This window comes from Nocardioides sp. Z50_6 (assembly GCF_058215755.1).
Genome location: NZ_JBZAJB010000001.1, coordinates 510,681 through 534,225 on the forward strand (window position 1 = coordinate 510,681; position 23,545 = coordinate 534,225).

Consider the following 23,545-nt stretch of genomic DNA (forward strand, 5'->3'; position numbering starts at 1 on the left):
TGCGCGTGCCCGCTGAGAAGTCGCGTCGTCGGACCCGACGCCCCACCCTGTCCCCGTTCTCCTCCGCCGTGACGGCAGCGCTCGTCGCGCTCGCGCTGCTGGTGCCCACCACGCTGCTGGGGCAGGCCTCCGCCGCCCCGACACCCGCCGGCCCGTCCCCCGCCCTCGCGGAGCGAGCGGCGGCGCCGGCCGGCGTCGTCGCGGCCCGGCGGGCGCGGATCAAGGTGAAGGCCCCCAGCACGGTCGAGACGGGCGGCCGCTTCGCCGTCCGCGGCCGGGTCAAGGCCGGCTCCGGCAAGCGCGTGGTCACCCTCACCGAGAAGCGGGGCAAGCGCTGGAAGAAGGTCGGCCGCGACCGGAGCAACCGCAAGGGCGTCTTCAAGATCCGGGTCAAGGCCGGGTCGAAGGAGAAGCGCCGCAAGTTCCGCGTCCAGGCACGTGCCGGAAAGCGCGTGGTCGCCACCAGCCGCTTCAAGGTCAAGGTCGAGACCCCGCGGGCGCCCACCGTGGTGGCCGCCACCTGGTCGGCGGTGACGGCACCGCTCGACTCGCCCGTCACCGTGAGCGGCACCGTGAGCGCCGTCGACGCGGCGGGCCGCCCGGCCCACCTGCAGATCGAGCTGCCCACCGGCTGGCGCGACGTGACCAGCGTCCCGGTCAACCCTGACGGCACCTTCGCGCTCACCGTCCCCACCGACTGGCTCAGCTCCCTGCCCATGCGGATCCACGTGCCGGCGAGCGTGGCGAGCGCCGAGGGCGTCTCCGCCTCCTCGCTCCTGACCGTCACCCCGACCTGGGCGCCGCCCGGCTCCCCCACCGACTGGACGGAGCTCGGCCCCAGCAACCCGCTGCGCTACGACCCGTGCCAGGTGATCACCTACCGCACCAACCTGGAGCAGGCGCCCCCCAGCGCCGCCGCCGCGATCCCCGAGGCACTGCGCCGGGTCACCCTGGCGACCGGCCTGCGCTTCCAGGACGTCGGCGCCACGTCCGCGATCTTCGACGGCAAGGGCGCGCACGCGGCCTACCCCGGCGACGCCACGCTCATCATCGGGTTCGGCACCTCCGCCCAGACCAACGCGCCCTTCGGCCCCACCAGCCCCACCATCGGCTGGGGTGGCTCCGCCGACGGTCGCCCCGCCCGCAGCAAGGTGCTCGGCGACGTCTGGCAGATCGTCAAGGGCGGAGCCGTCCTCAAGGCCGACCACCCCTGGGCCGAGGCCGAGCTGCTCGAGGCGCTGATCCACGAGGTCGGCCACGCCGTGGGACTGGGCCACGCGCTCGCGCCCGAGCAGGTGATGTATCCGGTCTCCGAGGGCAACAACCTGCTCTGGGGCGCCGGTGACCTCACCGGCCTCAGGTCGGCGGGCCTGGCGTCCGGGTGCCTCACCCCGGTCGGCGCCGCCGGTGACGGGCGCAACGACCAGGACCGGTTCCCCGGCGTGGTCGCGCTGCCCTGAGGCACCCCCGGCAGCCGGGGCTCGTCCCCGGCCGGCCGGCTCGGACCCCGGTTCGGATCCTTGACCCTGGCGGCCGCTCTCAGCTGAGAGCGGCCACCAGGGTCTCCTGCAGGTAGCCCACCCACTCGTAGATGTCGTGCGCCTGGGCCCGCGGGTCCTCCTCCGGGAGGGACGCCCAGTACTCCTCGTCGTCCTCCTCGACCTCCAGCCGGGTGGCGAGGGCGAGGCGGATGTCGTTGAGCGCCCGGAGCCAGTCCTGCGCCTCCGCGGGCTCGAGCTCGACGTCGATCATCAGCCCGTCGTCGTCCAGCTCGGGCGGCAGCCCCGCCTCCTCGAGCGCCTCGATGACGACGATCGCCGTCCGCGCCTTGCCGTCGCGCAGGGCTCCCTCGGTGTAGCGGCGGAACTCCGCGGCCGCCTCGTCGTCGTCCCGGTAGGCGGTCGGGAAGAGCCGCAGCAGCACCGGATCCTCCGGCTCGGCGGTGGGCCCGGAGAAGTCGAGCATCGCCTCCAGGGGGTCCACCTCGCTGGACGGCACCGCGCGCTCGTTGCGCAGCAGCTCGACCACCTGGGAGGCGAGCGAGCGGAGCAGGTCGGCCTCGAACCCGGTGAAGTTGGCGATCGTCCGCCCGCTGCGCCGGTGCCGGGCGAAGCCGGTCACGAGGCCCGCTCCATCGTCGCCCACAGCCCGAACTCGTGCATCGCCTGCACGTCTCGCTCCATCTCCTCGCGGGATCCGGTGCTGACCGCGGAGCGACCCTCCTCGTGGACCTCCATCATCAGCCGCTCGGCCTTCTTCTTGTCGTAGCCGAAGTAGGTGCGGAAGACGTAGGTCACGTAGGACATCAGGTTGACCGGGTCGTTCCACACGATCGTCACCCAGGGCCGGTCCAGGAAGGTCGACTCGTCCGGGTTCAGGTCGGGTTCCACCTCGACGGGGCTCGCAGCAGACACGCCCTCATCGTGGCACAGTGTCCGGCGTGAGCCACCCGACCCCCGCGGACCTCTCCTCCACCGCCCTGCTGACCGACCACTACGAGCTGACCATGCTCCAGGCGGCCCTGGCCTCCGGCACCGCCGAGCGCCGGTCGGTCTTCGAGCTCTTCGGCCGCAGGCTCCCCGAGGGGCGGCGCTACGGGGTCGTCGCGGGCGTGGGCCGGGCCCTCGACCTCATCGAGAGGTTCCGCTTCGACGACACCGTGCTGGGCTACCTCGACGAGAACCGGGTCGTCGACGAGCAGACGCTGGCCTGGCTCGCCGACTTCGAGTTCACCGGCGACGTCTGGGGCTACCAGGAGGGCGAGGTCTACTTCCCCTACTCCCCGCTGGTGGTGGTGGAGTCCAGCTTCGCCGAAGCGGTCGTCCTGGAGACGATGCTCCTCTCGGTCTACAACCACGACTCCGCCATCGCCTCCGCCGCCTCCAGGATGACCTGGGCCGCCCAGGGCCGGCCGTGCATCGAGATGGGCTCGCGGCGCACCCATGAGGAGGCCGCCGTCGCGGCCGCGCGGGCCGCCTACGTGGCGGGCTTCGAGAGCACCTCCAACCTGGCGGCCGGCCAGCGTCACCGGATCCCGACCACCGGCACCTCGGCCCACAGCTTCACCCTCCTGCACGACACCGAGGCGCAGGCGTTCCGCGCCCAGGTGACGTCGCTGGGCGTGGGCACGACCCTGCTGGTCGACACCTACGACATCGCCGAGGCGGTCCGCCTCGGCGTCGAGGTGGCCGGGCCCACGCTGGGCGCCGTCCGCCTCGACTCCGGCGACCTCGGCCTGCTGGCCCACCAGGTCCGCCACCAGCTGGACGCCCTGGGTGCCACCGGGACCCGCATCGTGGTGACCAGCGACCTCGACGAGTTCGCGATCGCCGCGCTCGCCGCCGCACCGGTCGACGGGTACGGCGTCGGCACCCAGCTGGTGACCGGGTCCGGGCACCCGACCAGCGGCTTCGTCTACAAGCTGGTCAGCCGGGCCGACGAGACGGGGGCGATGGTGCCGGTGGCCAAGCGGAGCAAGGACAAGGCCTCGGTCGGCGGCCGGAAGTTCGCGCTGCGTCGCCGCCGTCCCGACGGGACCGCGCAGGCGGAGGTGGTCGGGATCGGCAGCCTCCCCGTCGACGACGGCGACGACCGGGCGCTGCTGGTGCCGCTGGTGCGCGACGGCGAGGTGGTGGGCCGCGAGCCCCTCGCCGCGGCCCGCCGCCGTCACCTGGCCAGTCGCGAGGAGCTGCCGCTGCCCGCCCGCCAGCTGAGCAAGGGCCAGCCGGCGATCGAGACGATCCACCTGGACGCCTGAGGGCTCCCGCTCCCGGCGGTCCGGGCGGGCTAGCCTCGGTCCATGACTCGCGCACTCATCGTCGTGGACGTGCAGAACGACTTCTGCGAGGGCGGCTCGCTGCCGGTGGCCGGCGGTGCCCGGGTGGCCACCGAGATCGCCGCGCTGCTCGCTCGGTGGCAGACGGGGCGCGCCGGGCAGCCGGGGCAGCCCGGCGAGAGGGAGCAGGCGGAGGACTACTCCCACGCGGTGGCCACCAAGGACCACCACATCGATCCGGGCGCGCACTGGTCGGCCGAGCCCGACTTCGTGGACTCCTGGCCCGTGCACTGCGAGGTGGGCACCGACGGCGAGGCCTTCCACCCCAACCTCGACCCGCAGCCCTTCGACGCGGTCTTCCTCAAGGGCGAGCACGCCGCGGCCTACTCGGGCTTCGAGGGGGCGACCGCGCAGGGGGTCGCGCTGGCGCAGTGGCTGCGCGAGCGCGGCGTCGAGGAGGTCGACGTCTGCGGGATCGCCACCGACCACTGCGTGCGGGCCACCGCCCTGGACGCGGTCGCCGAGGGCTTCGCCACCCGGGTGCTCGTCGACCTCTGCGCCGGGGTGGCCCCCGACACCACGCAGGCGGCGCTGACGGCGCTCGAGGCCGCCGGGGTCCGCCTTGCCTGACCTCGAGGTCTCCTGCCACGCGGGGGTGCTGCGGGTGGTGATGGACCGTCCGGAGGTGCGCAACGCGCTGACCGCCGGGATGGTCGAGGAGCTGACCGGCCTGCTCGAGGGCCTGCCCGCACGCGACGACGTGCGCGTGGTCCTGCTCGGCGGCCGCGGCGGCGCGTTCAGCTCGGGGGCCGACCTGTCGGACCAGGCCGGCCGGCCCGCTCAGGAGGGCCTCGACGTCAGCGCGATGGACCGGGCCAACCGCCTGGTCCGCGCGGTCGTGCGCGCCGACCAGCCGGTGGTGGCGGCCGTCGACGGGGTGGCCGCCGGGTTCGGCTGCTCCCTCGCGCTCGCCTGCGACCTGGTGGTGGCCAGCCCCCGCGCGTCGTTCCTGCTCGCCTTCGCCCGGGTCGGCCTGATGCCGGACGGCGGCGCCACCGCCTCCGTGGCCGCGGCCGTGGGCCGCGCCCGCGCGATGCGGATGGCGCTGCTGGGCGACGCGCTCTCGGGCCACGAGGCCTACGAGGCCGGGCTGGTCTCCCACCTGGCCGCGGGCGAGGGGAGCGACGGGTTCGAGGCACAGGTGGAGGAGCTGGTCCGGCGGCTGGCGGCCGGACCCCCGCTCGCCCACACCGCCACGAAGAGGGCGGTCAACGCCGCCACCCTCGACCTGCTGGAGCCGGCCCTGGAGACCGAACGGCGCAACCAGTCGCTGCTGCTGCGCACCGCGGACGCCGCGGAGGGCGTGCTGGCCTTCATCGAGCGGCGCCGCCCGCACTTCCGCGGGCGCTGATCAGCGGGTCCGGACCACGCAGGTCTCGGACCACGTCTCGTGGAGGCCGCGTCGGTTGTTGCCCTCCAGCACGCCGTAGCCGGCGATGCACAGCCAGGCGAAGCCGCCCATCGTGTCGAGACCGGGCAGCGCCGCACCCGCGAAGATCACCGAGCCGCACGCGGTGCGCAGCACGAGCTGGGCCCGGGTGAGCCGCGTGTGCTCGAGCCACGGCCGGACGCCGATGCCCATCGCCTGCTGGCCCACGGTCGCGCCCTGCCGGGACAGGAGGGTGAGGTGGTAGACCCAGAAGACCAGCAACGGCATGAGGCCGGTGGCCCACTCCAGCACGGCGCTGGGATCCCCGTCGCCGCGGTGGAGCGCGGCGGAGGTGAGCCCCTCCAGCGGCAGGGCGACCAGGGCGACCAGGACCATGTCGAGGAAGAACGCCGCGATCCTCGGCCCGAACGCGGCCAGCGCCACGCCGTACGGGGTCACCGCCTCCGTCCGGGGACGCTGCGGGACCGGCGGGGCCGGGGGCGGCGGCTCCGGCACCGCCGGCATCACCGGGCTGTGGACCGCGGGTCCCCCGGGCGCGGGCGGCGTGAAGCGGTCGTGCACGTCGTCGGGCATCGAGAGCCGGGTGTGGGCCGTCCACTGCACGCCGTTCCACCACCGCTCGGCTGCCGGGTGCGGCACCTGCGGGTCGGCGTACCAACCCTCCGGGGTCTCGCCGGGGGTCATCGGCACCACCTCTGCGCCAGGGTCCGGACGACGGTCACGTTACGGGCGGTTCCGACGCCGAGCCGCTCCATCGCCTTGCTGCCGGCCAGGCGGGACTCGTGGAACCCCTTCTGCAGCAACAGGTGCGCGGCCCGGTCGCCGACCACCAGCAGCTCGCCGTCCACCGATCTTTCCTGCAGGGCGGCCACGGCCTCGGGCGTCGGGGGCTCCTTCAGCAACGTGATGTAGTGGGAGGCGGGCTCGCCCAGCTCCTCCCACAGCTCGTCCGCCCGGGCGGCCACCGCGACCAGCTCGGCGGGCCGCAGGACGATGGTCGGGACCTCGAAGCCCCGGTCCGCGGCGAACGCCGCCTCCAGGTCGCGGGAGACCGCGGCGGCCGAGCGGCGCGGGGAGGTGAGCAGCACGTTCCCGGTGTTGAGGTGGGTCCGCACCCCGGTGGCCCCGGTCGCCTCCACGGCAGCCTGCAGCTCGGCCTTGGGGAACTTCCGCAGCGGCCCGAGGTTGATGGCGCGGAGGAACGCGACGTACGTGCTCACCCAGGCATTCTGGCCGAACCGGCGCCACACCGGGCGCGAGCCGAGGAGACGTGGGACACGTTCGAGGCGATAGCGTGACGGGATGACCCTTCGCGCCCTCGCCTCCAGCGCCGGTCTCGTGGCCGCCGCCCTCGTCCTGAGCAGCTGTGCCACCGACACCGAGACCACCACCACCGAGTCGGGTGTCGAGCTCGTGAAGGACGGCGTCCTCACGATCTGCACCCACCTGCCCTACGAGCCGTTCGAGTTCACCGAGGGCGGCGAGGTCGTCGGCTTCGACGTCGACGTGCTCAAGATCGCCGCCGAGGCCGAGGGCCTGGACACCGACGTCGTCGACATCGGCTGGGAGGCCATCGTCTCGGGCGAGGCCCTCAACACCGGTCAGTGCGACGTGGCGGCCGGCGCCATGTCGATCACCGACGAGCGCGAGGCCGTGATGGACTTCTCCGACTCCTACTTCGAGGCCAAGCAGGCCCTGATGATGAAGACCGGGGCGGGCTACGAGTCGCTCGACGACCTCGCCGGCAAGAAGATCGCGGTGCAGGACGCCACCACCGGCGCCGACTTCGCCCGGGACAACGCCCCGGAGGACGCGGAGATCATCTCCTTCGAGGACTCCGCGCTGATGCAGCAGGCGGTCAAGACCGGCCGCGCCGACGCCGGGGTCAACGACAACGGCCTGCTCAACTACTTCGCCAGCCAGAACCCCGACGTCGAGGTCGGCGCCGAGTTCGAGACCGGGGACGTCTACGGCTTCTCGGTGAAGAAGGACGGCAACGACGAGCTGCTCGAGGTCATCAACGACGCCATCGCCAGCGACGACTACGACACAGCGCACGAGAAGTGGTTCGGCACCTCCGCCGGGTGACGAGCACTCCCCTCCCGAACCGCCGCCAAGGAGGATGACCATGGCGAGTCCCCGTCAGCGCGCTGCCAGATGGCGCGCGGTCCAGTACGCCGTCCTCGTCGTCGCCGTCGTGATCGTCGCGCTGGTGACCGACTGGACGCAGCTCCAGCGGGCGTTCTTCAGCTGGGAGGTGGTCAAGGACCAGTTCCCGCGGGTGCTGACGATCGCGCTCAAGAACACGATCATCTACACCGCCTGCGGCTTCGCCTTCGGCCTGGCCCTCGGGCTGGTGCTCGCCCTCATGCGGCTCTCCAGCGTGGGGCCCTACCGGTGGCTCGCCACCGGCGTGATCGAGCTCTTCCGCGGACTCCCGGCCCTGGTCGTCTTCATCGCCCTGGGCTATGGCATCCCGCTGGCCTTCCCGGGCTACGCCATCCCCTTCGGCAACCTCGGGACGGTCACCACGGCCCTGGGCCTGGTCGGTGGCGCCTACATGGCCGAGACCATCCGGGCGGGGATCCAGGCCGTCCCGAAGGGACAGATGGAGGCGGCCCGCTCGCTGGGGATGTCGCACTCCCGGGCGATGGTCAGCGTGGTGGTGCCGCAGGCGTTCCGGATCATCCTGCCGCCCCTCACCAACGAGCTGATCCTGCTCACCAAGGACTCCTCGCTCATCTACATCCTGGGGCTGTCGCTGACGAGCTACGAGCTGACCAAGTTCGGTCGCGAGGGGATGAACACCGCCGCGAACCTGACCCCCATCATCGTGATCGGCTTCTGCTACCTGCTGATCACGGTGCCGCTGTCGATCGTCGTACGCCGCCTCGAGAGCCGTGCGGAGAGGGCCCGCTGATGACCACCCACGAGACCACCCCCACCAGCCACGAGGGCGCTGCCGGCCGGGCCGCCGACCGCGGCGCGGCCGCGATCGACGTCCAGGACCTGCACAAGTCCTTCGGGAGCAACGAGGTCCTCAAGGGCATCGACTTCCACGTGGCCCACGGTGAGGTGGTCTGCGTGATCGGGCCGTCAGGGTCGGGCAAGTCGACCCTGCTGCGCTGCGTCAACATGCTGGAGACCCCGACCAGCGGCCGGATCTTCGTCGAGGGCGAGGAGATCACCGACCCCGACGCCGACGTCGACAAGCTCCGCTCGCGGATCGGGATGGTCTTCCAGTCGTTCAACCTGTTCCCGCACATGACGGTGCTGCGCAACCTGACGATCGCCCAGGAGAAGGTCGCGGGCCGAAAGAAGGCGGAGGCGGTCGAGATCGCCCGCGCCAACCTCGCCAAGGTCGGGCTGGCCGACCGGGAGAAGGCCTACCCGGCACACCTCTCGGGCGGGCAGCAGCAGCGGGTGGCGATCGCCCGGGCGCTCTCCATGCAGCCGGACATGATGCTCTTCGACGAGCCGACCTCCGCGCTCGACCCCGAGCTGGTCGGCGACGTCCTGCAGGTCATGAAGGACCTCGCTGCCGAGGGCATGACCATGATGGTGGTCACCCACGAGATGGGGTTCGCCCGCGAGGTGGGCGACAACCTGGTCTTCATGGACGACGGCGTCATCGTGGAGGAGGGCGACCCGGCAGCGGTGCTGGCCGACCCGCACCACGAGCGCACCCGGGCTTTCCTCTCCAAGGTCCTCTGACCACCCTGGCCAGGGCGCTCAGCCGAACCAGTCCAGGGCGGTCCGGGTGACCGCGGCGGTGAGGTCGGTGATCACCGGCGACTCCAGCCGCCAGTGCTGCCAGAAGAGCGGCACGTCCACGTGCCGGCCCGGGGCCAGCTCGACCAGCCGCCCGCCGGCCAGGTCGCGGGCCGCGTGGCTCTCCAGGACCATCCCCCACCCCATCCCCCGGCGGACCGCGGACTCGAACTCGTTGACCGAGGGGACGTAGGTCACCGGTGGTGTCAGCCGCCGCCGGGTGAGCCGGCGGAGGAAGTCGTGCTGCAGGGTGTCGGTGCGGTCGAAGGCGATCATCGGCGCCCGCTCCAGCGCCGCCGTGGTCGTGCCGTCGGGCAGGTGGTCGCGCACCCAGGCCGGGGTGGCCGCGGCGAGGTAGCGCATCCTGCCGAGCTGGACCACCCGGCACCCCGGTACGGGCCGGGGGTCGGAGGTGACCGCGGCCATCACGTCGCCGCGCCGCAGCCGCTCGGCGGTGCGGGTCTGGTCCTCGCGGACCAGCTCGAAGGTGACCCGGTGCCGGGACTGCACCTGGACCAGTGCGTCGATCAGCCACGTGTGCAGCGCGTCGGCGTTGACCGCGAGCGGCACCGCGGCGTACGGCGCGTCCTCGTCGTCGTCGACCTCGGTCAGCTCGGCGACCGCCTCCCGCTCGAGCAGCTCGGTCTGCGCGGCCAGCCGGACCAGCACCTGGCCGGCCTCGGTGGTCTCGAGCGGCTTGACCCGGTGCAGCAGCACCCGGCCCACGCGCGCCTCGAGCGCCTTGATCCGTTGACTGACCGCCGACGGGGTGACGTGCAGCTCGCGAGCCGCCGCCTCGAAGGTGCCGAGCCGCACCGCGACTGCCAGAGTGCGAAGTGCGACGGGATCCAGCTGGGTGAGTTCTTTCACACCAGAGATTCTAATGATTCCCCAGAATAGTTTGCTGGTCTTAATGACGGCGAGTCCCTAGCGTTCTCTGCTGTGTGGAACGTCGTCCTCGCCGGTCTCGTCACCGGCCTCGCCCTCATCGTCGCCATCGGCGCCCAGAACGCCTTCGTCCTCCGCCAGGGGATCCGGGGCGAACACGTGCTCCCGATCGTGGTCACCTGCCTGGTCTCCGACGTCGTCGCGATGACCGCCGGCGTCGCCGGGCTGGGCGTCGTGCTCGAGCGGTGGCCGGGCGTGCTGCCGCTCGCCCAGGTGCTCGGCGGCGTCTACCTGATCGGCTTCGGCCTGCACGCCGCGATGCGCGCCTGGCGGCCCAAGGGCCTGGACTCCGAGACCGGCTCCACGATGACCTGGCAGCGGGCGGTGCTCACCACGCTGGCACTGACCTGGCTCAACCCGCACTTCTACCTCGACGCCGTGCTGATGCTCGGCACCGTGGCAAACAGCTTCGGCGCCGACCGCTGGTGGTTCCTGCTCGGCACCGTGCTCGCGAGCACCACCTGGTTCTTCGCGCTCGGCTACGGCGCCCGCCTGCTCCGCGGCCTCTTCGCCCGCCCCTCGGCCTGGCGGGTCCTGGACTCCGCGATCGCCGTGGTGATGGGGGCGCTCGGCGTGGGACTCATCCTGCACTGACCCACCGCACCCCCGCCTCACGCCGGCCTCGCACCCGCCTCGCACCGGCGTACGTCATCACCAGCGGTCGCTGACGCGACCGTCCGCGATGACGTCTTCCCGAGCCGCCCGCAGACGTCATCACCAGCGGTGGCGCCCGCCACCGCTGGTGATGACGTCCGGGGGCGAGCCGCCGGGGCCGGCAGGGGGGTCAGGCCGGTGGGGCGGGCCTCAGAGGTTGCCGCGGGCGTCCTGCTCGCGCTCGATCGCCTCGAAGAGCGCCTTGAAGTTGCCCTTGCCGAAGCCGAGCGACCCGTGGCGCTCGATGAACTCGTAGAAGACCGTCGGGCGGTCGCCGACCGGCTTGGTGAAGATCTGCAGCAGGTAGCCGTCCTCGTCGCGGTCGACCAGGATGCCGCGTCGCTTCAGCTCCTCGATCGGCACCCGCACCTCGCCGATGCGGGCCCGGAGCTCGGGGTCGTCGTAGTAGGAGTCGGGCGTGGTCAGGAACTCGACGCCGTTGTCGCGCAGCAGGTCGACGGTGCGCAGGATGTCCCCGGTCGCCAGCGCGATGTGCTGGCAGCCCGCGCCGTCGTAGAACTCCAGGTACTCGTCGATCTGCGACTTCTTCTTCGCGACCGCCGGCTCGTTGAGCGGGAACTTCACCCGGTGGTTGCCGCTCGCCACCACCTTCGACATCAGCGCGGAGTAGTCGGTGGCGATGTCGTCGCCGATGAACTCGGCCATGTTGGTGAAGCCCAGCACCTTGTTGTAGAACGCCACCCACTCGTCCATCCGGCCGAGCTCGACGTTGCCGACGCAGTGGTCGACGGCCTGGAAGAGCCGGCGCGGGTGCCCCTCCCGGCGTACGACGGTCGACGACCTGGCCACGTAGCCCGGCAGGTAGGGCCCCCGGTAGCGGCTCCGGTCGACCAGGGTATGGCGGGTCTCGCCGTACGTCGCGACGGCCGCCGTCCGCACCGTGCCGTGCTCGTCGGAGACGTCGTGCGGCTCCACCAGGATCCTCGCCCCCGCCGCCCGGGCGTGCGCGATGCACTTGTCGACGTCGGGGACCTCGAGCGCGAGGTCGACCACGCCGTCGCCGTGCCGGCGGTGGTGGTCGAGCAAGGGGCTGTCGGGCGTCACCCCGCCGGTCAGCACGAAGCGGGCCGAGCCCGACCGCAGCACGTAGGACTTGCCGTCCCGGTGCCCGGTCTCGGGTCCCTGGTAGGCCTCGAGCTCCATGCCGAAGGCCAGCTGGTAGAAGCCGGCCGCCTGGGTGGCGTTGCCGACCACGAAGACGATCGCATCCATCGCGGTGACCGGGAACGGGTCGCTGGAGGCGTCGTACTCCACCAGCCCGACGAGCTCGCGCAGCTGCTCCAGGGTCAGGTCGGCGCGCAGCTCCTCGGCGGTCAGGGCGGCGCCGGTGGAGGGGCGGCCGGCAGCGGGCACGTCGGCGGAGATCTGTGTCATGGGTCACAGAGTGTCCATGCCGGACAGCATGTGCAATCGTGGCCCGACACACCGGACAACCTGTACACCCGGGAGCCGCTGCATGGACCACTTGGACGTCACGCTGCTCGACCTCTTCTGCCACGAGCCGCGGATCGGCGTCCTGGAGGCCTCCCGGCGGCTCGGGGTCGCCCGGGGCACCGTCCAGGCCCGGCTCGACCGGCTGGCCGCCTCGGGGGTGATCGTCGACTGGGCGCCGCAGCTCTCCCCCGAGGCGCTGGGCTACCCGGTGACGGCGTTCCTGACCCTGGAGATCCGGCAGGGATCCGGGCACGACGCGGTCGCCCGCCACCTGGCCGCGGTCCCGGAGGTGCTCGAGGTGCACACCATCACCGGCGCCGGAGACATGTGGGCCCGGGTCGTCGCCCGCTCCAACGCCGACCTGCAACGGGTGATCGACCTGGTGCTCGACGACCCCGCCATCGTGCGCAGCTCGACCGTCATCGCGCTGGCCGAGCAGGTGGCCCACCGGGTGCTCCCCCTGGCCCACGACGCCGTCAGCGCAGGCGCCGAGCCACCTCGTCGGCGGCGGCCACCACCCGCGGAGCCACGACCGACTCGTCGACCGGCTGCCCCAGGGTGACGATGCCCACCGAGGCATCGAGGCCCTGGACGCCGCGCACCGGCGCGGATAGGCCGTGCGCGCCGGACTGGAGCTCACCCTGGGTCGCCACGTAGCCGGCCTGGGACGACGTGCGCGCCATCAGGATGGCCTTGCCCGCGGCACCCTGGCTGAGCGGGTGCCGGGCGCCGACGCGGTAGGCGACGTGGAAGTCGGTCCAGGACGGCTCGACCACGGCCAGCGCCAGCGCCTCGTCGCCGTCGGCCACGGTGAGGTGGGCGGTGCACCCCACGGTCTCGGCCAGCTGGCGCAGCACCGGGACGGCGAGGTCGCGCACCACCGGCTGGACCGCCGAGGCGAGGTGGAGCACCCCCAGGCCCACCTGGAGCCGCCCCTGGGGGCCCCGCCGGACCAGGCCGTGCTGCTCGAGGGTGGAGACGAGCCGGTAGACGACCGTGCGGTTGACCCCGAGCCGGGTGCCGAGCTCGGTGACGGTGAGCCCGTCGGGCTCCCCCGCCAGCGTGACGAGCACCCGGATCCCCCTGTCGAGGGTCTGCGAGGTCTCGGCCGCCATGCTTGGCAGTGTAGGGGCTCAGGAGCTCTTGCGGACCGCCCAGTCGCGGAGGGCGTCGATGCGCGCGTGCAGCTGCTCGGCGGTCGCCACGGCGGCCGCCGGACCGCCGCACTGCTTGCGCAGCGCCGCGTGGGTGACGCCGTGCGGCTGGCCCGTGCGGTGGAACCACGCGGCGACCAGGCCGTTGAGCTCGCGGCGCAGCACGCCCAGCTGCTCGTGGGTCGAGAGGGCGGCGACCGGGTCGTCGGCCGCGGCCGGACCGCGGCCCGGCGCGGCCGCCTTCTGCCGCGCCGCCCGCTCGCTCTGCCGCGAGTGCAGGAGCTCGCGCACCTGGTCGGGCTCCAGCAGCCCGGGGATGCCGAGGAAGTCCATCTCCTCCTCGGAGCCCACGTGCACCTCGCCGGAGTGGCCGAACTCGCCGCCGTCGTAGAGCACCCGGTCGAAGGAGGCGGTGGAGGCCATCGCCTCGAAGGAGCCCTCCAGCTCGTCGGAGGCACCCTCGCCCTGCTGGGCCTGGGCGAGCAGGGCGTCCTCGGCGGCGAAGATGTCGCCCTCGTCGGTGACCTTGCGCCCCAGCACGTGGTCGCGCTCGACCTCCATCTCGGAGGCGAAGCCCAGCAGGTTGGGGACCGACGGCAGGAAGACCGAGGCCGTCTCGCCCCGCCTGCGGGCCCGCACGAAACGGCCCACCGCCTGGGCGAAGAAGAGAGGCGTGGAGGTGCGGGTGGCCCAGACGCCGACCGCGAGCCGCGGCACGTCGACCCCCTCCGAGACCATCCGGACCGCGACCATCCACCGGTCCTCGGACTCGGTGAACTTGGCGATCTTCTTCGACGAGGCCTTCTCGTCCGAGAGCACCACCGTGGGCCCCTCCCCCGTGATGCCGCGCAGGATCTTTGCGTAGGCGCGCGCCGAGTCCTGGTCCGAGGCGATCACCAGGCCGCCGGCGTCGGGCATGTGGCGGCGTACCTCCGAGAGGCGCTTGTCGGCAGCGGCCAGCACCGACGGCATCCACGAGCCCGTCGGGTCCAGCGCGGTGCGCAGCGCCTGGGCGTGCATGTCCTTGGTCAGCGGCTCGCCGAGCCGCGCGGTGATCTCGTCGCCCATCCGGGTGCGCCACTGCATCTCGCCGGAGTAGGCCATGAAGAGCACCGGACGCACCACGTGGTCGGCCAGCGCCTGGGCGTAGCCGTAGGTGTAGTCGGCCACCGAGCGCGGGATCCCGTCGGGACCCGGCGCGTAGGTGACGAACGGGATCGGGTTGACGTCGGAGCGGAACGGCGTACCGGTGAGCGCGAGCCGTCGGGTCGCCGGCTCGAACGCCTCGCGCACCCCCTCGCCCCACGCCAGGGCGTCACCGGCGTGGTGCACCTCGTCGAGGATCACCAGGGTCTTGGTCCGCTCGGTGCGGATCCGCATCGCCAGCGGGTTGACCGCGACGCCGGCGTAGGTGACCGCGATGCCGAGGTAGTCCTTCGACGTCTTCCCCTTGCCCGCGGCGTACGTCGGGTCGATCGGGATCCCGGCGCGCTCGGCGGCCTCGGCCCACTGCACCTTGAGGTGCTCGGTGGGCGCCACGATGGTCACCCGCTCGACGATCCGGCGCCCCAGGAGCTCAGCGGCGACCGTGAGCGCGAAGGTCGTCTTGCCGGCCCCCGGGGTCGCCACGGCCAGGAAGTCGCGCGGCTGCTCGTCGAAGTACTTCGCCATCGCCGCCGACTGCCACGCGCGCAGCGAGGGCGCGGTTCCCCACGCGGCGCGCTCGGGCCAGGCCGGGGAGAGCGCGGGAGTGACGGGGGCCAGGTCTGCCCGGTCGCTCACGCGTCGTTGCCCCCGGCACCGGAGTCTCCGCCCGGCTTTCCGCCACCGGGCTTGAGGGACTCCCAGATCTCCTTGCACTCCGGGCAGACCGGGTACTTCTCGGGGGCGCGGCTGGGCACCCAGACCTTGCCGCACAGGGCGATCACCGGGGTGCCCATCACCATCGCCTCGGTGAGCTTGTCCTTGGGCACGTAGTGCGAGAACCGCTCGTGGTCCCCGTCATCGGTGGGGACGGTGCGGGTGTCCTCGATCGTCGAGGCTCCGGGCGAGAATCCGATCTGGGTCATGGTGCAGCCAGTCTAGGTCAGTTCAGCCCAGGATCGGCAGGGCGCGTGGAGTGCCACGCCGCCTCTCCTGGCTGACGGCGCAGGACCTCGCGCCACAACCCGGAGGGGTCGCGCCGGAAGACGTCGCCGGCCACGCTCGGCACCACGTACCAGTCGCCGCGCTCGACCTCACCCTCGAGCTGCTCGGCTCCCCAGCCGGCATACCCGGCGAAGACCCGCAGCCCGGCCAGGCTGCCCGCCACGAGCTCGACGGGGGCGTCGAGGTCGACCATCCCGACCACCCCGGCCTCGGAGCTCCAGATCGGGCGGAAGCCCACCGGCTCCTCCTGGCCCGCCGTGATCAGCGCCACCGCCAGCGCCCCCTCCACGCCCACCGGGCCACCGCGGAAGAGCACCTCCGGCTCGCCGACCACGTCGCCCCACGGCTCGAGCACCTCGGCGACCAGCACCGGCGAGGGCCGGTTGAGCACCACGCCGAGCGCCCCGGAGTCGTCGACGTCGAGGAGCAGCACCACGGTGTCGGCGAAGTTGGGGTCGGTCATCCCGGGGGTCGCCACCAGCAGGCAGCCCGCTCGTAGCGTCGTGCCCTGCTCCGCGTCCCGTCCGGTTCCCGAGTCCATGGATCCATCATCGGGCAGGCGGGAGATGTAAGACAGCCCCGACCCGGCGCACAGGGAGGGAGGGAGTGCGGTCTTCCTGGGAGGGAGGGAACCGCGTCGCGCAGCAGGTCGGGGCTGTCTGGCTCATGGGGAGGGACCTAAGTCCTGAGCACGTCTAGAACGTTACGTGACCATACCGACGGTATGCAAACGCGCCACGGGTGACTCTGCGCACACCCGCCGCCACGCGACCCAGCGCCTCTAGACTGCCCGGATGACCGAGCTCAAGGCGCCCCGCGGCGGGACACGGCAGGACTATTCGTCCTCGACCCGTCGCGACCTCCTCGAGGCAGCCGAGCGGCTGTTCACCGAGCAGGGGTACGCCGCCACCTCGCTCGACTCGATCGTGGCCGGGGCGCACGTCACAAAGGGTGCGCTCTACCACCACTTCAGCAGCAAGCAGGGGGTCTTCGAGGCCGTCTTCGAGCAGATCGACCACCGCTCCGCCGGGGCGATCGAGGAGACCCTCTCGGCGCACGACGACCCGTGGCGGCAGGCGACGAGCGGTCTGAGCGCGTTCCTGGAGGTGGTCCGCGAGCCCGGCTACCGCCGGATCGTGGCCCAGGACGGTCCCGCGGTGCTGGGGCACGCGCCGTTCCGCGCCGAGGAGTCCCGGCCCACCTTCGCGCTGGTCCACCGCGTCCTGGCAGGCATCCTCGTCTCCGGCGGCTGGGAGGTCGACCACGAGGTGGTCCTCACCTTCAGCCGGGTCTTCTACGGGGCCCTCAACACCGCCGGTACGGCGGTGGCCGCCAGCCGAGACCCCGACGCCGAGTGCGCTCGCGTCGAGCAGGTGATCGGGCTGATGCTGGCCGGGATCCGCCAGCTGGTCGACTCCGGCGCCAGCCTGGAGGAGGTCACCGCGCGGGCACTCCCCCCCGAGGCCCGCTGAGCGCGGCCGCCTGTCGGGCGGCTACTTCGCGACGGTCACCGAGCCGGTGTCCTGGGGGACCAGCTCGACCCAGGTGCGCCCGGCGGGCACGGCCAGCTCCTCGCCGTTCCTGGTCTCGAGCCGCAGCTGCCCGCGCAGGCCGCTCTTCGACCAGGTGGCCTTGACCGCCCGACCACCGTGGAAGAGCTGCGCCGGGCCGGAGCCCTCGAAGATGGTCTCGGGCACGAAGCTGCCGGCGGGGTCGCGGTAGCCGGCGTCGCCGACCCGGACCCGCAGCACCAGCACGGTGTCGGCGAGGAACTCGTCGCCCTGGCCCATGAAGCTGTTGACGTTGCGGTACTTGCCCTCGGCGAACTGCCAGCTGGTGGTGTGCCGGCCGAAGCCGGCCGAGAGCGTGGAGACCTTCTGTCCCTTCGGCAGGTCGGCGGCGTCGCCGAAGGTGAAGTAGTCGGCCGGCCGGGTCGCCTTCTGCTTCGCGGTCTCCGCGACCTCGCGCGGCCGGGCCATCAGGTTGTAGGGGGCGTAGCGGCTCGACTCGCGGAAGAAGCCCCGGGCCCCCTCCTCGAAGTAGGTGATCCCCGCGCCGTGGATCCGGTCCTTGGTGATCTGGGCCGCGCCGCTGGTGATGACGTCGGCGTCCACCGGCGTGACGATGCCGATGTCGCTGGCCCGCATCGAGCGGACCGGGCCGACCACCTCGGGCAGCCGGCTGTAGAAGAAGGCCGCGAGCCGGGTGGTGCCGCCCTCGACCAGCTCCTCGACCACCATGTCGGCCGCCCCCAGGCCCAGCTGGGGCGCCGCGCTCGCGGTGTTGTCGATCTTGGTCACCATCACCGGGTGGCTCAGGTCGGCCGACTTCCCCGCGGGCAGCTCCAGGCCGGTGAGCGGCCAGGTCTGCGGCGCGGCGGGCGCCTCGGCCGTCTCGCTCGGCCCCGGGTCCTGCGAGGCGCTCTGGGAGGTTCCGTCGTCGCCGCCGCTGCACCCCGCGAGGAGCAGGGCGGAGGTCAGGACGGCGGCGGTGAGAGCGACGGGACGGCGCACGGGTACTCCGATCAGATCAGGAAAGACAAGTGTGCGGGTGCATCTTCCCTCGGCGCAGGAGGCGCGCGGAGGGAAGGGCACCCGCACACAGGGTGGCGCTGGGTCAGCGCACGGTGCCGGCGAACCAGCTCGAGGTCCACGGGCGGGCGACCGCGACCGGACGGCCGGGACGCGAGGCGTGCACCATCAGCGGGGCGCCGTCGGCGGCGCGGCCGGCGAAGATGCCGACGTGGTAGACGCCACCGCCGTTGGCGAAGAACATCAGGTCGCCGGGGCGCATGGCCTCCTTGGAGATCCGCCGGGTGTGCGCGGCCTGCGCCGACGACGTCCGGGGCATCCCGGTCAGGCCGGCCCGGTGGTAGGCGTACTGCACGAGTCCGGAGCAGTCGAAGGCGTTGGGGCCGGTGGCGCCGTAGGCGTAGGCGTCCCCGCGCTGCGCCATCGCGATCGCCTTGGCCGTGCCGATCCGGCCGACCGTGGAGCTGCGGGCCTTGCGGGCCCGGATCGCGGCCTTGCGGGCCCGCTGCCGGGCCTCGCGCCGGGCCTCGCGCCGGGCCTTGCGCCGGGCCTTCTGCCGGGCCTTGCGCTTGGCCTTCTGCTTGGCCTTCTTCTCGGCCTTCTTGGCCTTCCGCTCGGCGGCCTCGTCGGCAGCCTGCTGGGCGGCGGGGTCGACGACCGGGACGTCGGCGACCGGGACGTCGGCGACCGGCATCACGGTGCCGGCGGTGGTGGCCGTGGTGGTGCCGGCGGTGGTGGCCGTGGTGGTGCCGGCCGGGGCCGCGTGGGCCGGAGTGGCTGCGGGAGCGGCGATTCCGAGACCGCCGAGCAGGCCCAGGGTGAGGGTGGTGACGATGGTGCGGCGCGCGCCGGGGCGCACACCAGCGATGCGAGAAGTCGCAGGCATGGAGATGTGTTCCTTTCCCACGCCTGTGAGGTGAGCTGTCGGGTTGGAGCTGGAAAGTGCTCTGCCACCTGGACGGTGACTTCACCCCGAGCCGCGTGATGCGGCGAAGAACCTGTGGGTCCCCCACTCCTGCCCGTGTTTCATGTGGTGCGGTGCCTCCGACCGGACGGGCAGGACTCGGCGTACCCGGTGGTGGCTGTTGACTTGTTCGTCGAGTGCTCTCGACCCCCGCAGGTTAGGCACATGACCACTGGTCAACACAAGACGGGGAGACCCGCCCACGCTCAGCGCGTGAGGCAGATCTCCCCGTGGGAAGTCGGTGTGTGACTCAGCTGACGAGCTTGGCGCCTCCGTCGACGACGAGCGTCTGACCGGTGATGTAGGACGCCTCGTCGCTGCACAGGAACGCCGCCGCGGCCGCGATGTCCTCCGGGAAGCCGACCCGGCGGACCGGGTTGTTCTTCGCGTTGAGCTCGCGGAACTCCTCCACGCCCAGGCCCAGCCGGGCGGCGGTGGCATCGGTCATCTCGGTGGCGATGAAGCCGGGCGCGATGGCGTTGGCGTTGATGCCGAAGGGGCCCAGCTCGATGCCCAGGGTCCGGGTGAAGCCCTGGACCCCCATCTTGGCGGCGGAGTAGTTCGCCTGGCCGCGGTTGCCGTAGGCGGAGACGCTGGAGAGGTTCAGGATCTTGCCGTACTTCTGCTCCACGAAGTGCTTCTGAGCGGCCTTGGTCATCAGGAACGCGCCCTTGAGGTGCACGTTCATGACCAGGTCCCAGTCCTGCTCGGTCATCTTGAAGAGCAGGTTGTCGCGGGTGATGCCCGCGTTGTTGACGAGGATGTGGATCCCGCCGAGCTCGGTGACCACCCGCTCGACCGCGGCGTCGACGGAGGCGGCGTCGCTGACGTCGCAGCCGATCCCGGTCGCCGTCGCCTGCCCGACGGTCTCCAGCCGGCCGGCCGCCTCGGCCGCGGCGGACTCGTCGAGGTCGATGATGGCGACGCTCGCACCCTCGGCGGCGAAGCGCTGGGCGGTGCCGAACCCGATGCCTCGGGCGGCTCCGGTGATGACTGCGACGCGACCGTCGAATCGACCCATGACAGGTGTCCTCCTCTGGGTGTGCGAGGCCGGTCCCCGCTCCGGGGCGACACTCTAGGCGCAGCCGACGCCCGTCGCGCCGGGCGGGCCGCCCAGTCCTCGCCGTCGCCTCGCCGTCGCCTCGCCGTCGCCCGACCCGGTCCGGGGCGCGTCCTTCCGGCTCGAGCAGGTACGACGGGCGAGCGGGGTGCGGGTGGGTCAGAGCACCGCGCGGAGCCGGGCGCCGTACTCGCCGCGCTCGACCTCGTCGGCGTACGTCGTGCGGGGCCAGAAGAAGCCGCGGAGCCCGTCGCCCTTGGTGCGGGGCACGACGTGCAGGTGCAGGTGCGCCACCGACTGGCTGACCACGTTGTTGAGCGCCACGAACGACCCCTGGGCGCCGAGCCCCTCGACCACGGCGGTGGCCAGCCGCTGGGCCTGGGCCAGGAAGCCGTCGCGCAGGTCCGCCGGGAGGTCGGGCAGGGTCACCACGTGGGAGCGGGGCACCAGCAGGGTGTGCCCCTTGAAGACGGGCCGCACGTCGAGGAAACCGACGAAGTCGTCGGTCTCCAGCACCACCTCGGCGCCCTCCTGACCTGCGGCGATGGCGCAGAAGAGGCAGCCGGCGGAGGGATCGCGCGGGCTCACTCGCACACCCCGTCGCAGGCCTCGCCACGCAGCAGCCAGGCGAGCCGTCGCGGCGCGCCCGCGACGACGTCGAAGTGGTGGTTGTCGTTGCGCCCGTAGGTCCACCGGAACCCGTGGCGACGCATCAGGGCGACCACGGCGTGGTCCGGGCCGCGCCACGCGTATCGGGGGTGGCTCCGCGACTGCCACCAGGGGCTGGGCACCAGACCGTGCCGGCTGCGGTACGGGTTCTCCCAGGGGTTGATGTCCACCGAGCGGCCCCAGGCGTGCGGCGAGCGGACCGCCGGGTTGCCCACCACCTGACGGCAGTTGAACGCCGAGCTGTTGCCGGCCGCCATCGAGGCGTAGTCGTCGGCGCCGCGCAGCCGCGCCGACCAGCCGAACCGGTCGACGCGGTACAGGGAGCGGATCGGGAGCCGCCGGTCGTGGAGCTCGGTGAAGGCACCGACCACGTTCCCGGTCACGGCGGCGGCGACCACCAGCTCGCCGCGCCGCCGGTAGCCGTCGAAGTCGTAGTAGTTGACCTGCACCAGCCGCAGGTCGCTGCGGCCCACGGGGCAGCCGGGGCGCCACGAGCGACCGCGCATCTGGCCCCACACGGCGTCGGGGATCTCCAGGACCACGGCGTCGGCCCCGGTGCCCACGGCCCGCTGCTGCGGCGGCAGGGTGATCCGCGGGCGGGGGGCGCCCGACGGCAGCCGCACCTTCACCCCGGGCGGGACGTTGCGCACCGTGTGCTCCCGGCTGCGGCCACCCGTCACCCAGGGCAGGTCGGCGGCGACGAGCCGGTAGCGGAAGGTGGCGCGCGGGGTCAGCGTCACTTCGACCGTGCCGTCGACCCCGGTGGACGACAGCTCCTGGGTACGCCACGGGCGAGGCGACCTCTGGCCGGCCCTCACCCTCTCCCCCGGGCGCCGCACGAGCTTGCGCTGCAGCTCCACGGGCCCGGCCACCGGCTCGCCGGCGCGGGTCGTCCACGAGGCGGTCAGGGTGAGGCTGCGCTCGTCGACGACGCGTCCGGGGCCGGTGAGCCGCAGGCGCCCCTCCCGCGTGGCCAGGGCCAGCTGGTGGGGGGCCGTGGCGGCCGGCACCCAGACCCCGTCGGCGATCCGCTCGACGACCACGCCGAGACCGGGCAGCGGCGCCGAGGGCGTCCCCAGCGCCGGCGGCGACAGGGTCACGCAGAGGACGATCCCGAGAAGAAGCACCAGCAGCCGACGCACGCCCCCGACTCTCGCACGCGCCGCCCGACGGGTCGGCACGGACACCCCGCCGCGACCACGCCGGAAGCGACCCACGACGTGACACCATGCCCTCCACCCGGCGGCACGGGACTGCCGCCCGAGCGAGCGAGAGGCCTCATGGACCAGGAAGCCCCCACCGTCGGACCCGGCACCGCGCCGGCGCCCGACCACGCCCCGGCCGCGCCGCCGCTGGCCGACTGCGAGCACTGGTTCCTGCGCCACGGGCTCCCCTACTTCGTCGACGACGTCCGAGCCCGCGTCGAGCGCGGCCTGCGCCGCCCGAGGTTGGTGACGGTGGCGACGCTGGCACTGGTGCTGTCGGCGGCGGTCTTCGCCGTCGCGGTCGCCGCGTCGGACAGGTACGTCGCCGGGGCGGCCGCGCTGACCACGGCCGGCGTGGTGGTCGCGGGCTACTCCCTGGCCACGCTCCGGGTCTGGCTGTGGCTGCGCTGGGCGGCCGGCAAGACCTTCTCCTCGCTCGGGCTGATGGTGCCGCTCGTCGCCCGGGCACTGCCGATGCTGATGCTCTTCATCACCTTCCTCTTCATCAACGCCGAGGTCTGGCAGGTCGCGGCCCGCCTCTCCGGCGGCGTGATGTGGGCCGCGGTCCTGGGCTTCGCGGCTGCCGCGGTGGGCTTCCTGCTCTTCAAGCTGCCCGAGGAGGTCGACCAGCTCACCGCGCACCTCGACCGGGGGTCGATCCGCCAGGCCTGCGCGGGGACGCCGTTCGCCCGGTGGGCCGAGCGCGAGGGGGTGGTCGCGGTGCCGCCCCCGAGCCGGCTCGAGCGGGCCAACCTGGTCCTGGTGCTGCTCGCCTCCCAGGCGGTCCAGGTGCTGCTGCTCAGCGTCGCGGTCTTCGTCTTCTTCCTCGGCTTCGGCCTGGTGGCGATCCCCGACGAGGTGGTGACCAGCTGGGTCGGCGTCGCCCCGACGGCAGCCGTCGCGTCGCTGTCGTGGGAGCTGATCCGGGTCTCGGTGTTCCTGGCCGCCTTCTCCGGGCTCTACTTCGCCGTGTACGCCGTCACCGACGAGACCTACCGCCGCCAGTTCTTCACCGGCATCACCGACGACCTGGAGAAGGCCGTCGCGACGCGCTGCGCCTACCGGGTCGCCCGCGACGGCTGAGGCCCGGCTCCCCGGCCGCGACGACCCCGTCTGACCCGCCTGCCACCTCGGCCCGGGTGTGTCGCTCGTCGCACCTCGTGGCCCTTGCACACCGGCGGTGCGGCACGAACGATGGCCCGATGCTCCTCGACGTGCTGCCTGCCGACCCCGCGACCCTGACCTCGCGGCTGCTCACCGCGGACGACTGGCCCCTGCTGCGCGAGATCCGGCTGCAGGCGCTGGCCGACTCCCCGGACTCGTTCCAGGCGAGCCTGGAGGAGTCGGAGCAGTTCCCGGAGTCGGTCTGGCGCGACCTCGCGGCCGGCGCGGGCCCGACGCTGCTCATCCTCGATCGGGGGCGCCCGGTGGCCATGGGCGGCGCACTGGCCTATCCGCAGTCGCGGACGGCGTGGCTGTGGGGCATCTGGACGGCCCCGCAGGGCCGCGGCCGGGGCCTGAGCCGCCGGATCGTCGGCGAGCTGGTGGCGTGGTGCCACCAGCGCTCCCTGGAGGTCCGTCTCCACGTCACGCAGGGCAACCGGGCGGCCCGGGCGGTCTACGAGTCCCAGGGCTTCCAGGTCACCGGTGATCTCACGCCGCTGCGCGAGGGCTCACCCCTCCAGATGGACACGATGGTGCTGCCGGCCGCGACGTGAGCCGGCCCCCGAGATGACAGCGAGCCCGGCCCCCGCGACGGCG

At 72.9% G+C, this 23,545-nt stretch carries 27 protein-coding genes and 1 riboswitch; of the genes, 12 read left to right on the plus strand and 15 right to left on the minus strand.

Going from position 1 to position 23,545, the window contains the following annotated elements; genetic code table 11:
* Window positions 1–5: 5 nt before the first annotated feature.
* Window positions 6–1,460 (plus strand): matrixin family metalloprotease, encoded by a 1,455-nt coding sequence (locus tag AC4BGE_RS02470; RefSeq protein WP_490574229.1) that lies wholly within the window; start codon window positions 6–8, stop codon window positions 1,458–1,460.
* A 79-nt stretch (window positions 1,461–1,539) separates the two neighbouring features.
* On the opposite strand, the gene AC4BGE_RS02475 is transcribed toward AC4BGE_RS02470, so the two are convergent.
* Together AC4BGE_RS02475 and clpS are read right to left on the minus strand one after the other, a co-directional pair.
* Window positions 1,540–2,121, minus strand: coding sequence for a DUF2017 domain-containing protein (locus tag AC4BGE_RS02475; protein WP_490569668.1), 582 nt, complete (start codon window positions 2,119–2,121; stop codon window positions 1,540–1,542).
* Window positions 2,118–2,414 carry an ATP-dependent Clp protease adapter ClpS gene (clpS, locus tag AC4BGE_RS02480; RefSeq protein WP_490569667.1) on the minus strand — a complete coding sequence of 99 codons (297 nt, stop codon included), beginning with the start codon at window positions 2,412–2,414 and terminating at the stop codon, window positions 2,118–2,120. Before clpS ends, AC4BGE_RS02475 begins: the two co-directional genes overlap by 4 nt.
* Before the next feature lie 26 nt (window positions 2,415–2,440).
* Here clpS and AC4BGE_RS02485 point away from each other — a divergent pair, with 26 nt between their 5' ends.
* From AC4BGE_RS02485 to AC4BGE_RS02495, 3 genes are read left to right on the plus strand one after another with little or no spacing between them, the layout of a single operon-like run.
* On the plus strand, window positions 2,441–3,757 hold the full coding sequence (locus AC4BGE_RS02485; RefSeq protein ID WP_490569666.1) for a nicotinate phosphoribosyltransferase: 1,317 nt from the start codon (window positions 2,441–2,443) through the stop codon (window positions 3,755–3,757).
* A 42-nt stretch (window positions 3,758–3,799) separates the two neighbouring features.
* Window positions 3,800–4,405 (plus strand): isochorismatase family protein, encoded by a 606-nt coding sequence (locus tag AC4BGE_RS02490; RefSeq protein WP_490569665.1) that lies wholly within the window; start codon window positions 3,800–3,802, stop codon window positions 4,403–4,405.
* Window positions 4,398–5,186: an enoyl-CoA hydratase-related protein gene (locus tag AC4BGE_RS02495; RefSeq protein WP_490574230.1), complete on the plus strand. Its 789-nt coding sequence runs from the start codon at window positions 4,398–4,400 to the stop codon at window positions 5,184–5,186. Before AC4BGE_RS02490 ends, AC4BGE_RS02495 begins: the two co-directional genes overlap by 8 nt.
* Here the strand turns inward: AC4BGE_RS02495 and AC4BGE_RS02500 are convergent, their stop codons facing one another.
* The gene (locus AC4BGE_RS02500; RefSeq protein ID WP_490574231.1) at window positions 5,187–5,909 is read right to left on the minus strand and encodes an RDD family protein; all 723 of its coding nucleotides are present in this window, start codon (window positions 5,907–5,909) and stop codon (window positions 5,187–5,189) included.
* Entirely contained in the window at window positions 5,906–6,445 is a 540-nt protein-coding gene (locus AC4BGE_RS02505) for a DUF1697 domain-containing protein (RefSeq protein ID WP_490569662.1), read from the minus strand. Before AC4BGE_RS02505 ends, AC4BGE_RS02500 begins: the two co-directional genes overlap by 4 nt.
* An 82-nt stretch (window positions 6,446–6,527) precedes the next feature.
* On the opposite strand from AC4BGE_RS02505, the gene AC4BGE_RS02510 reads away from it, so the two are divergent.
* From AC4BGE_RS02510 to AC4BGE_RS02520, 3 genes are read left to right on the plus strand one after another with little or no spacing between them, the layout of a single operon-like run.
* A complete protein-coding gene (locus tag AC4BGE_RS02510; RefSeq protein WP_490569661.1) occupies window positions 6,528–7,313 on the plus strand; it encodes a transporter substrate-binding domain-containing protein in 786 nt (261 codons plus the stop codon).
* 40 nt (window positions 7,314–7,353) lie between these two features.
* Complete coding sequence (locus tag AC4BGE_RS02515; protein WP_490574232.1) at window positions 7,354–8,145, plus strand: amino acid ABC transporter permease; 792 nt, start codon at window positions 7,354–7,356, stop codon at window positions 8,143–8,145.
* Window positions 8,145–8,939: an amino acid ABC transporter ATP-binding protein gene (locus AC4BGE_RS02520; RefSeq protein ID WP_490574233.1), complete on the plus strand. Its 795-nt coding sequence runs from the start codon at window positions 8,145–8,147 to the stop codon at window positions 8,937–8,939. The genes AC4BGE_RS02515 and AC4BGE_RS02520 overlap by 1 nt, the downstream gene beginning before the upstream one ends.
* 18 nt (window positions 8,940–8,957) lie before the next feature.
* On the opposite strand, the gene AC4BGE_RS02525 is transcribed toward AC4BGE_RS02520, so the two are convergent.
* Window positions 8,958–9,866, minus strand: a complete 909-nt coding sequence (locus tag AC4BGE_RS02525; RefSeq protein ID WP_490574234.1) for a LysR family transcriptional regulator ArgP — start codon at window positions 9,864–9,866, stop codon at window positions 8,958–8,960.
* A gap of 72 nt (window positions 9,867–9,938) precedes the next feature.
* On the opposite strand from AC4BGE_RS02525, the gene AC4BGE_RS02530 reads away from it, so the two are divergent.
* Window positions 9,939–10,538 (plus strand): LysE/ArgO family amino acid transporter, encoded by a 600-nt coding sequence (locus AC4BGE_RS02530; RefSeq protein ID WP_490569657.1) that lies wholly within the window; start codon window positions 9,939–9,941, stop codon window positions 10,536–10,538.
* A 210-nt stretch (window positions 10,539–10,748) separates the two neighbouring features.
* On the opposite strand, the gene hppD is transcribed toward AC4BGE_RS02530, so the two are convergent.
* The gene (gene hppD, locus AC4BGE_RS02535) at window positions 10,749–11,993 is read right to left on the minus strand and encodes a 4-hydroxyphenylpyruvate dioxygenase (protein WP_490574235.1); all 1,245 of its coding nucleotides are present in this window, start codon (window positions 11,991–11,993) and stop codon (window positions 10,749–10,751) included.
* Between the two features lie 82 nt (window positions 11,994–12,075).
* Between hppD and AC4BGE_RS02540 the strand changes: the two genes are divergently transcribed.
* Window positions 12,076–12,615 (plus strand): Lrp/AsnC family transcriptional regulator, encoded by a 540-nt coding sequence (locus AC4BGE_RS02540; RefSeq protein WP_490569655.1) that lies wholly within the window; start codon window positions 12,076–12,078, stop codon window positions 12,613–12,615.
* Here the strand turns inward: AC4BGE_RS02540 and AC4BGE_RS02545 are convergent.
* Genes AC4BGE_RS02545 through AC4BGE_RS02560 form a run of 4 tightly spaced genes read right to left on the minus strand, consistent with a single transcriptional unit; the run spans window position 12,530 to window position 15,896 of the window.
* Window positions 12,530–13,168 (minus strand): IclR family transcriptional regulator, encoded by a 639-nt coding sequence (locus AC4BGE_RS02545; RefSeq protein WP_490569654.1) that lies wholly within the window; start codon window positions 13,166–13,168, stop codon window positions 12,530–12,532. The genes AC4BGE_RS02540 and AC4BGE_RS02545 overlap by 86 nt on opposite strands.
* A gap of 18 nt (window positions 13,169–13,186) precedes the next feature.
* Window positions 13,187–14,989 carry a DEAD/DEAH box helicase gene (locus tag AC4BGE_RS02550; RefSeq protein ID WP_490569653.1) on the minus strand — a complete coding sequence of 601 codons (1,803 nt, stop codon included), beginning with the start codon at window positions 14,987–14,989 and terminating at the stop codon, window positions 13,187–13,189.
* The gene (locus AC4BGE_RS02555; RefSeq protein ID WP_490569652.1) at window positions 14,986–15,276 is read right to left on the minus strand and encodes a DUF3039 domain-containing protein; all 291 of its coding nucleotides are present in this window, start codon (window positions 15,274–15,276) and stop codon (window positions 14,986–14,988) included. The genes AC4BGE_RS02550 and AC4BGE_RS02555 overlap by 4 nt, the downstream gene beginning before the upstream one ends.
* 17 nt (window positions 15,277–15,293) lie before the next feature.
* Window positions 15,294–15,896 carry a YqgE/AlgH family protein gene (locus tag AC4BGE_RS02560; protein WP_490574236.1) on the minus strand — a complete coding sequence of 201 codons (603 nt, stop codon included), beginning with the start codon at window positions 15,894–15,896 and terminating at the stop codon, window positions 15,294–15,296.
* A 253-nt stretch (window positions 15,897–16,149) separates the two neighbouring features.
* On the opposite strand from AC4BGE_RS02560, the gene AC4BGE_RS02565 reads away from it, so the two are divergent.
* Entirely contained in the window at window positions 16,150–16,827 is a 678-nt protein-coding gene (locus tag AC4BGE_RS02565) for a TetR/AcrR family transcriptional regulator (RefSeq protein ID WP_490569650.1), read from the plus strand.
* A gap of 21 nt (window positions 16,828–16,848) precedes the next feature.
* Here the strand turns inward: AC4BGE_RS02565 and AC4BGE_RS02570 are convergent, their stop codons facing one another.
* From AC4BGE_RS02570 to AC4BGE_RS02590, 5 genes are all read right to left on the minus strand, one after another.
* Window positions 16,849–17,868 (minus strand): DUF3048 domain-containing protein, encoded by a 1,020-nt coding sequence (locus AC4BGE_RS02570; protein WP_490574237.1) that lies wholly within the window; start codon window positions 17,866–17,868, stop codon window positions 16,849–16,851.
* Window positions 17,869–17,971: 103 nt separating this feature from the next.
* The gene (locus AC4BGE_RS02575) at window positions 17,972–18,772 is read right to left on the minus strand and encodes a C40 family peptidase (protein ID WP_490574238.1); all 801 of its coding nucleotides are present in this window, start codon (window positions 18,770–18,772) and stop codon (window positions 17,972–17,974) included.
* A gap of 5 nt (window positions 18,773–18,777) precedes the next feature.
* Window positions 18,778–18,937, minus strand: a riboswitch (cyclic di-AMP (ydaO/yuaA leader).
* Between the two features lie 163 nt (window positions 18,938–19,100).
* On the minus strand, window positions 19,101–19,871 hold the full coding sequence (locus tag AC4BGE_RS02580; protein WP_490569647.1) for an SDR family NAD(P)-dependent oxidoreductase: 771 nt from the start codon (window positions 19,869–19,871) through the stop codon (window positions 19,101–19,103).
* A gap of 198 nt (window positions 19,872–20,069) precedes the next feature.
* Window positions 20,070–20,498 carry an HIT family protein gene (locus AC4BGE_RS02585; RefSeq protein ID WP_490569646.1) on the minus strand — a complete coding sequence of 143 codons (429 nt, stop codon included), beginning with the start codon at window positions 20,496–20,498 and terminating at the stop codon, window positions 20,070–20,072.
* Complete coding sequence (locus AC4BGE_RS02590; protein WP_490574239.1) at window positions 20,495–21,721, minus strand: M15 family metallopeptidase; 1,227 nt, start codon at window positions 21,719–21,721, stop codon at window positions 20,495–20,497. The genes AC4BGE_RS02585 and AC4BGE_RS02590 overlap by 4 nt, the downstream gene beginning before the upstream one ends.
* A gap of 138 nt (window positions 21,722–21,859) precedes the next feature.
* Between AC4BGE_RS02590 and AC4BGE_RS02595 the strand changes: the two genes are divergently transcribed.
* Window positions 21,860–22,867 carry a hypothetical protein gene (locus AC4BGE_RS02595; protein ID WP_490574240.1) on the plus strand — a complete coding sequence of 336 codons (1,008 nt, stop codon included), beginning with the start codon at window positions 21,860–21,862 and terminating at the stop codon, window positions 22,865–22,867.
* Window positions 22,868–22,986: 119 nt separating this feature from the next.
* Complete coding sequence (locus tag AC4BGE_RS02600) at window positions 22,987–23,502, plus strand: GNAT family N-acetyltransferase (RefSeq protein ID WP_490569643.1); 516 nt, start codon at window positions 22,987–22,989, stop codon at window positions 23,500–23,502.
* Window positions 23,503–23,545 lie beyond the last annotated feature (43 nt).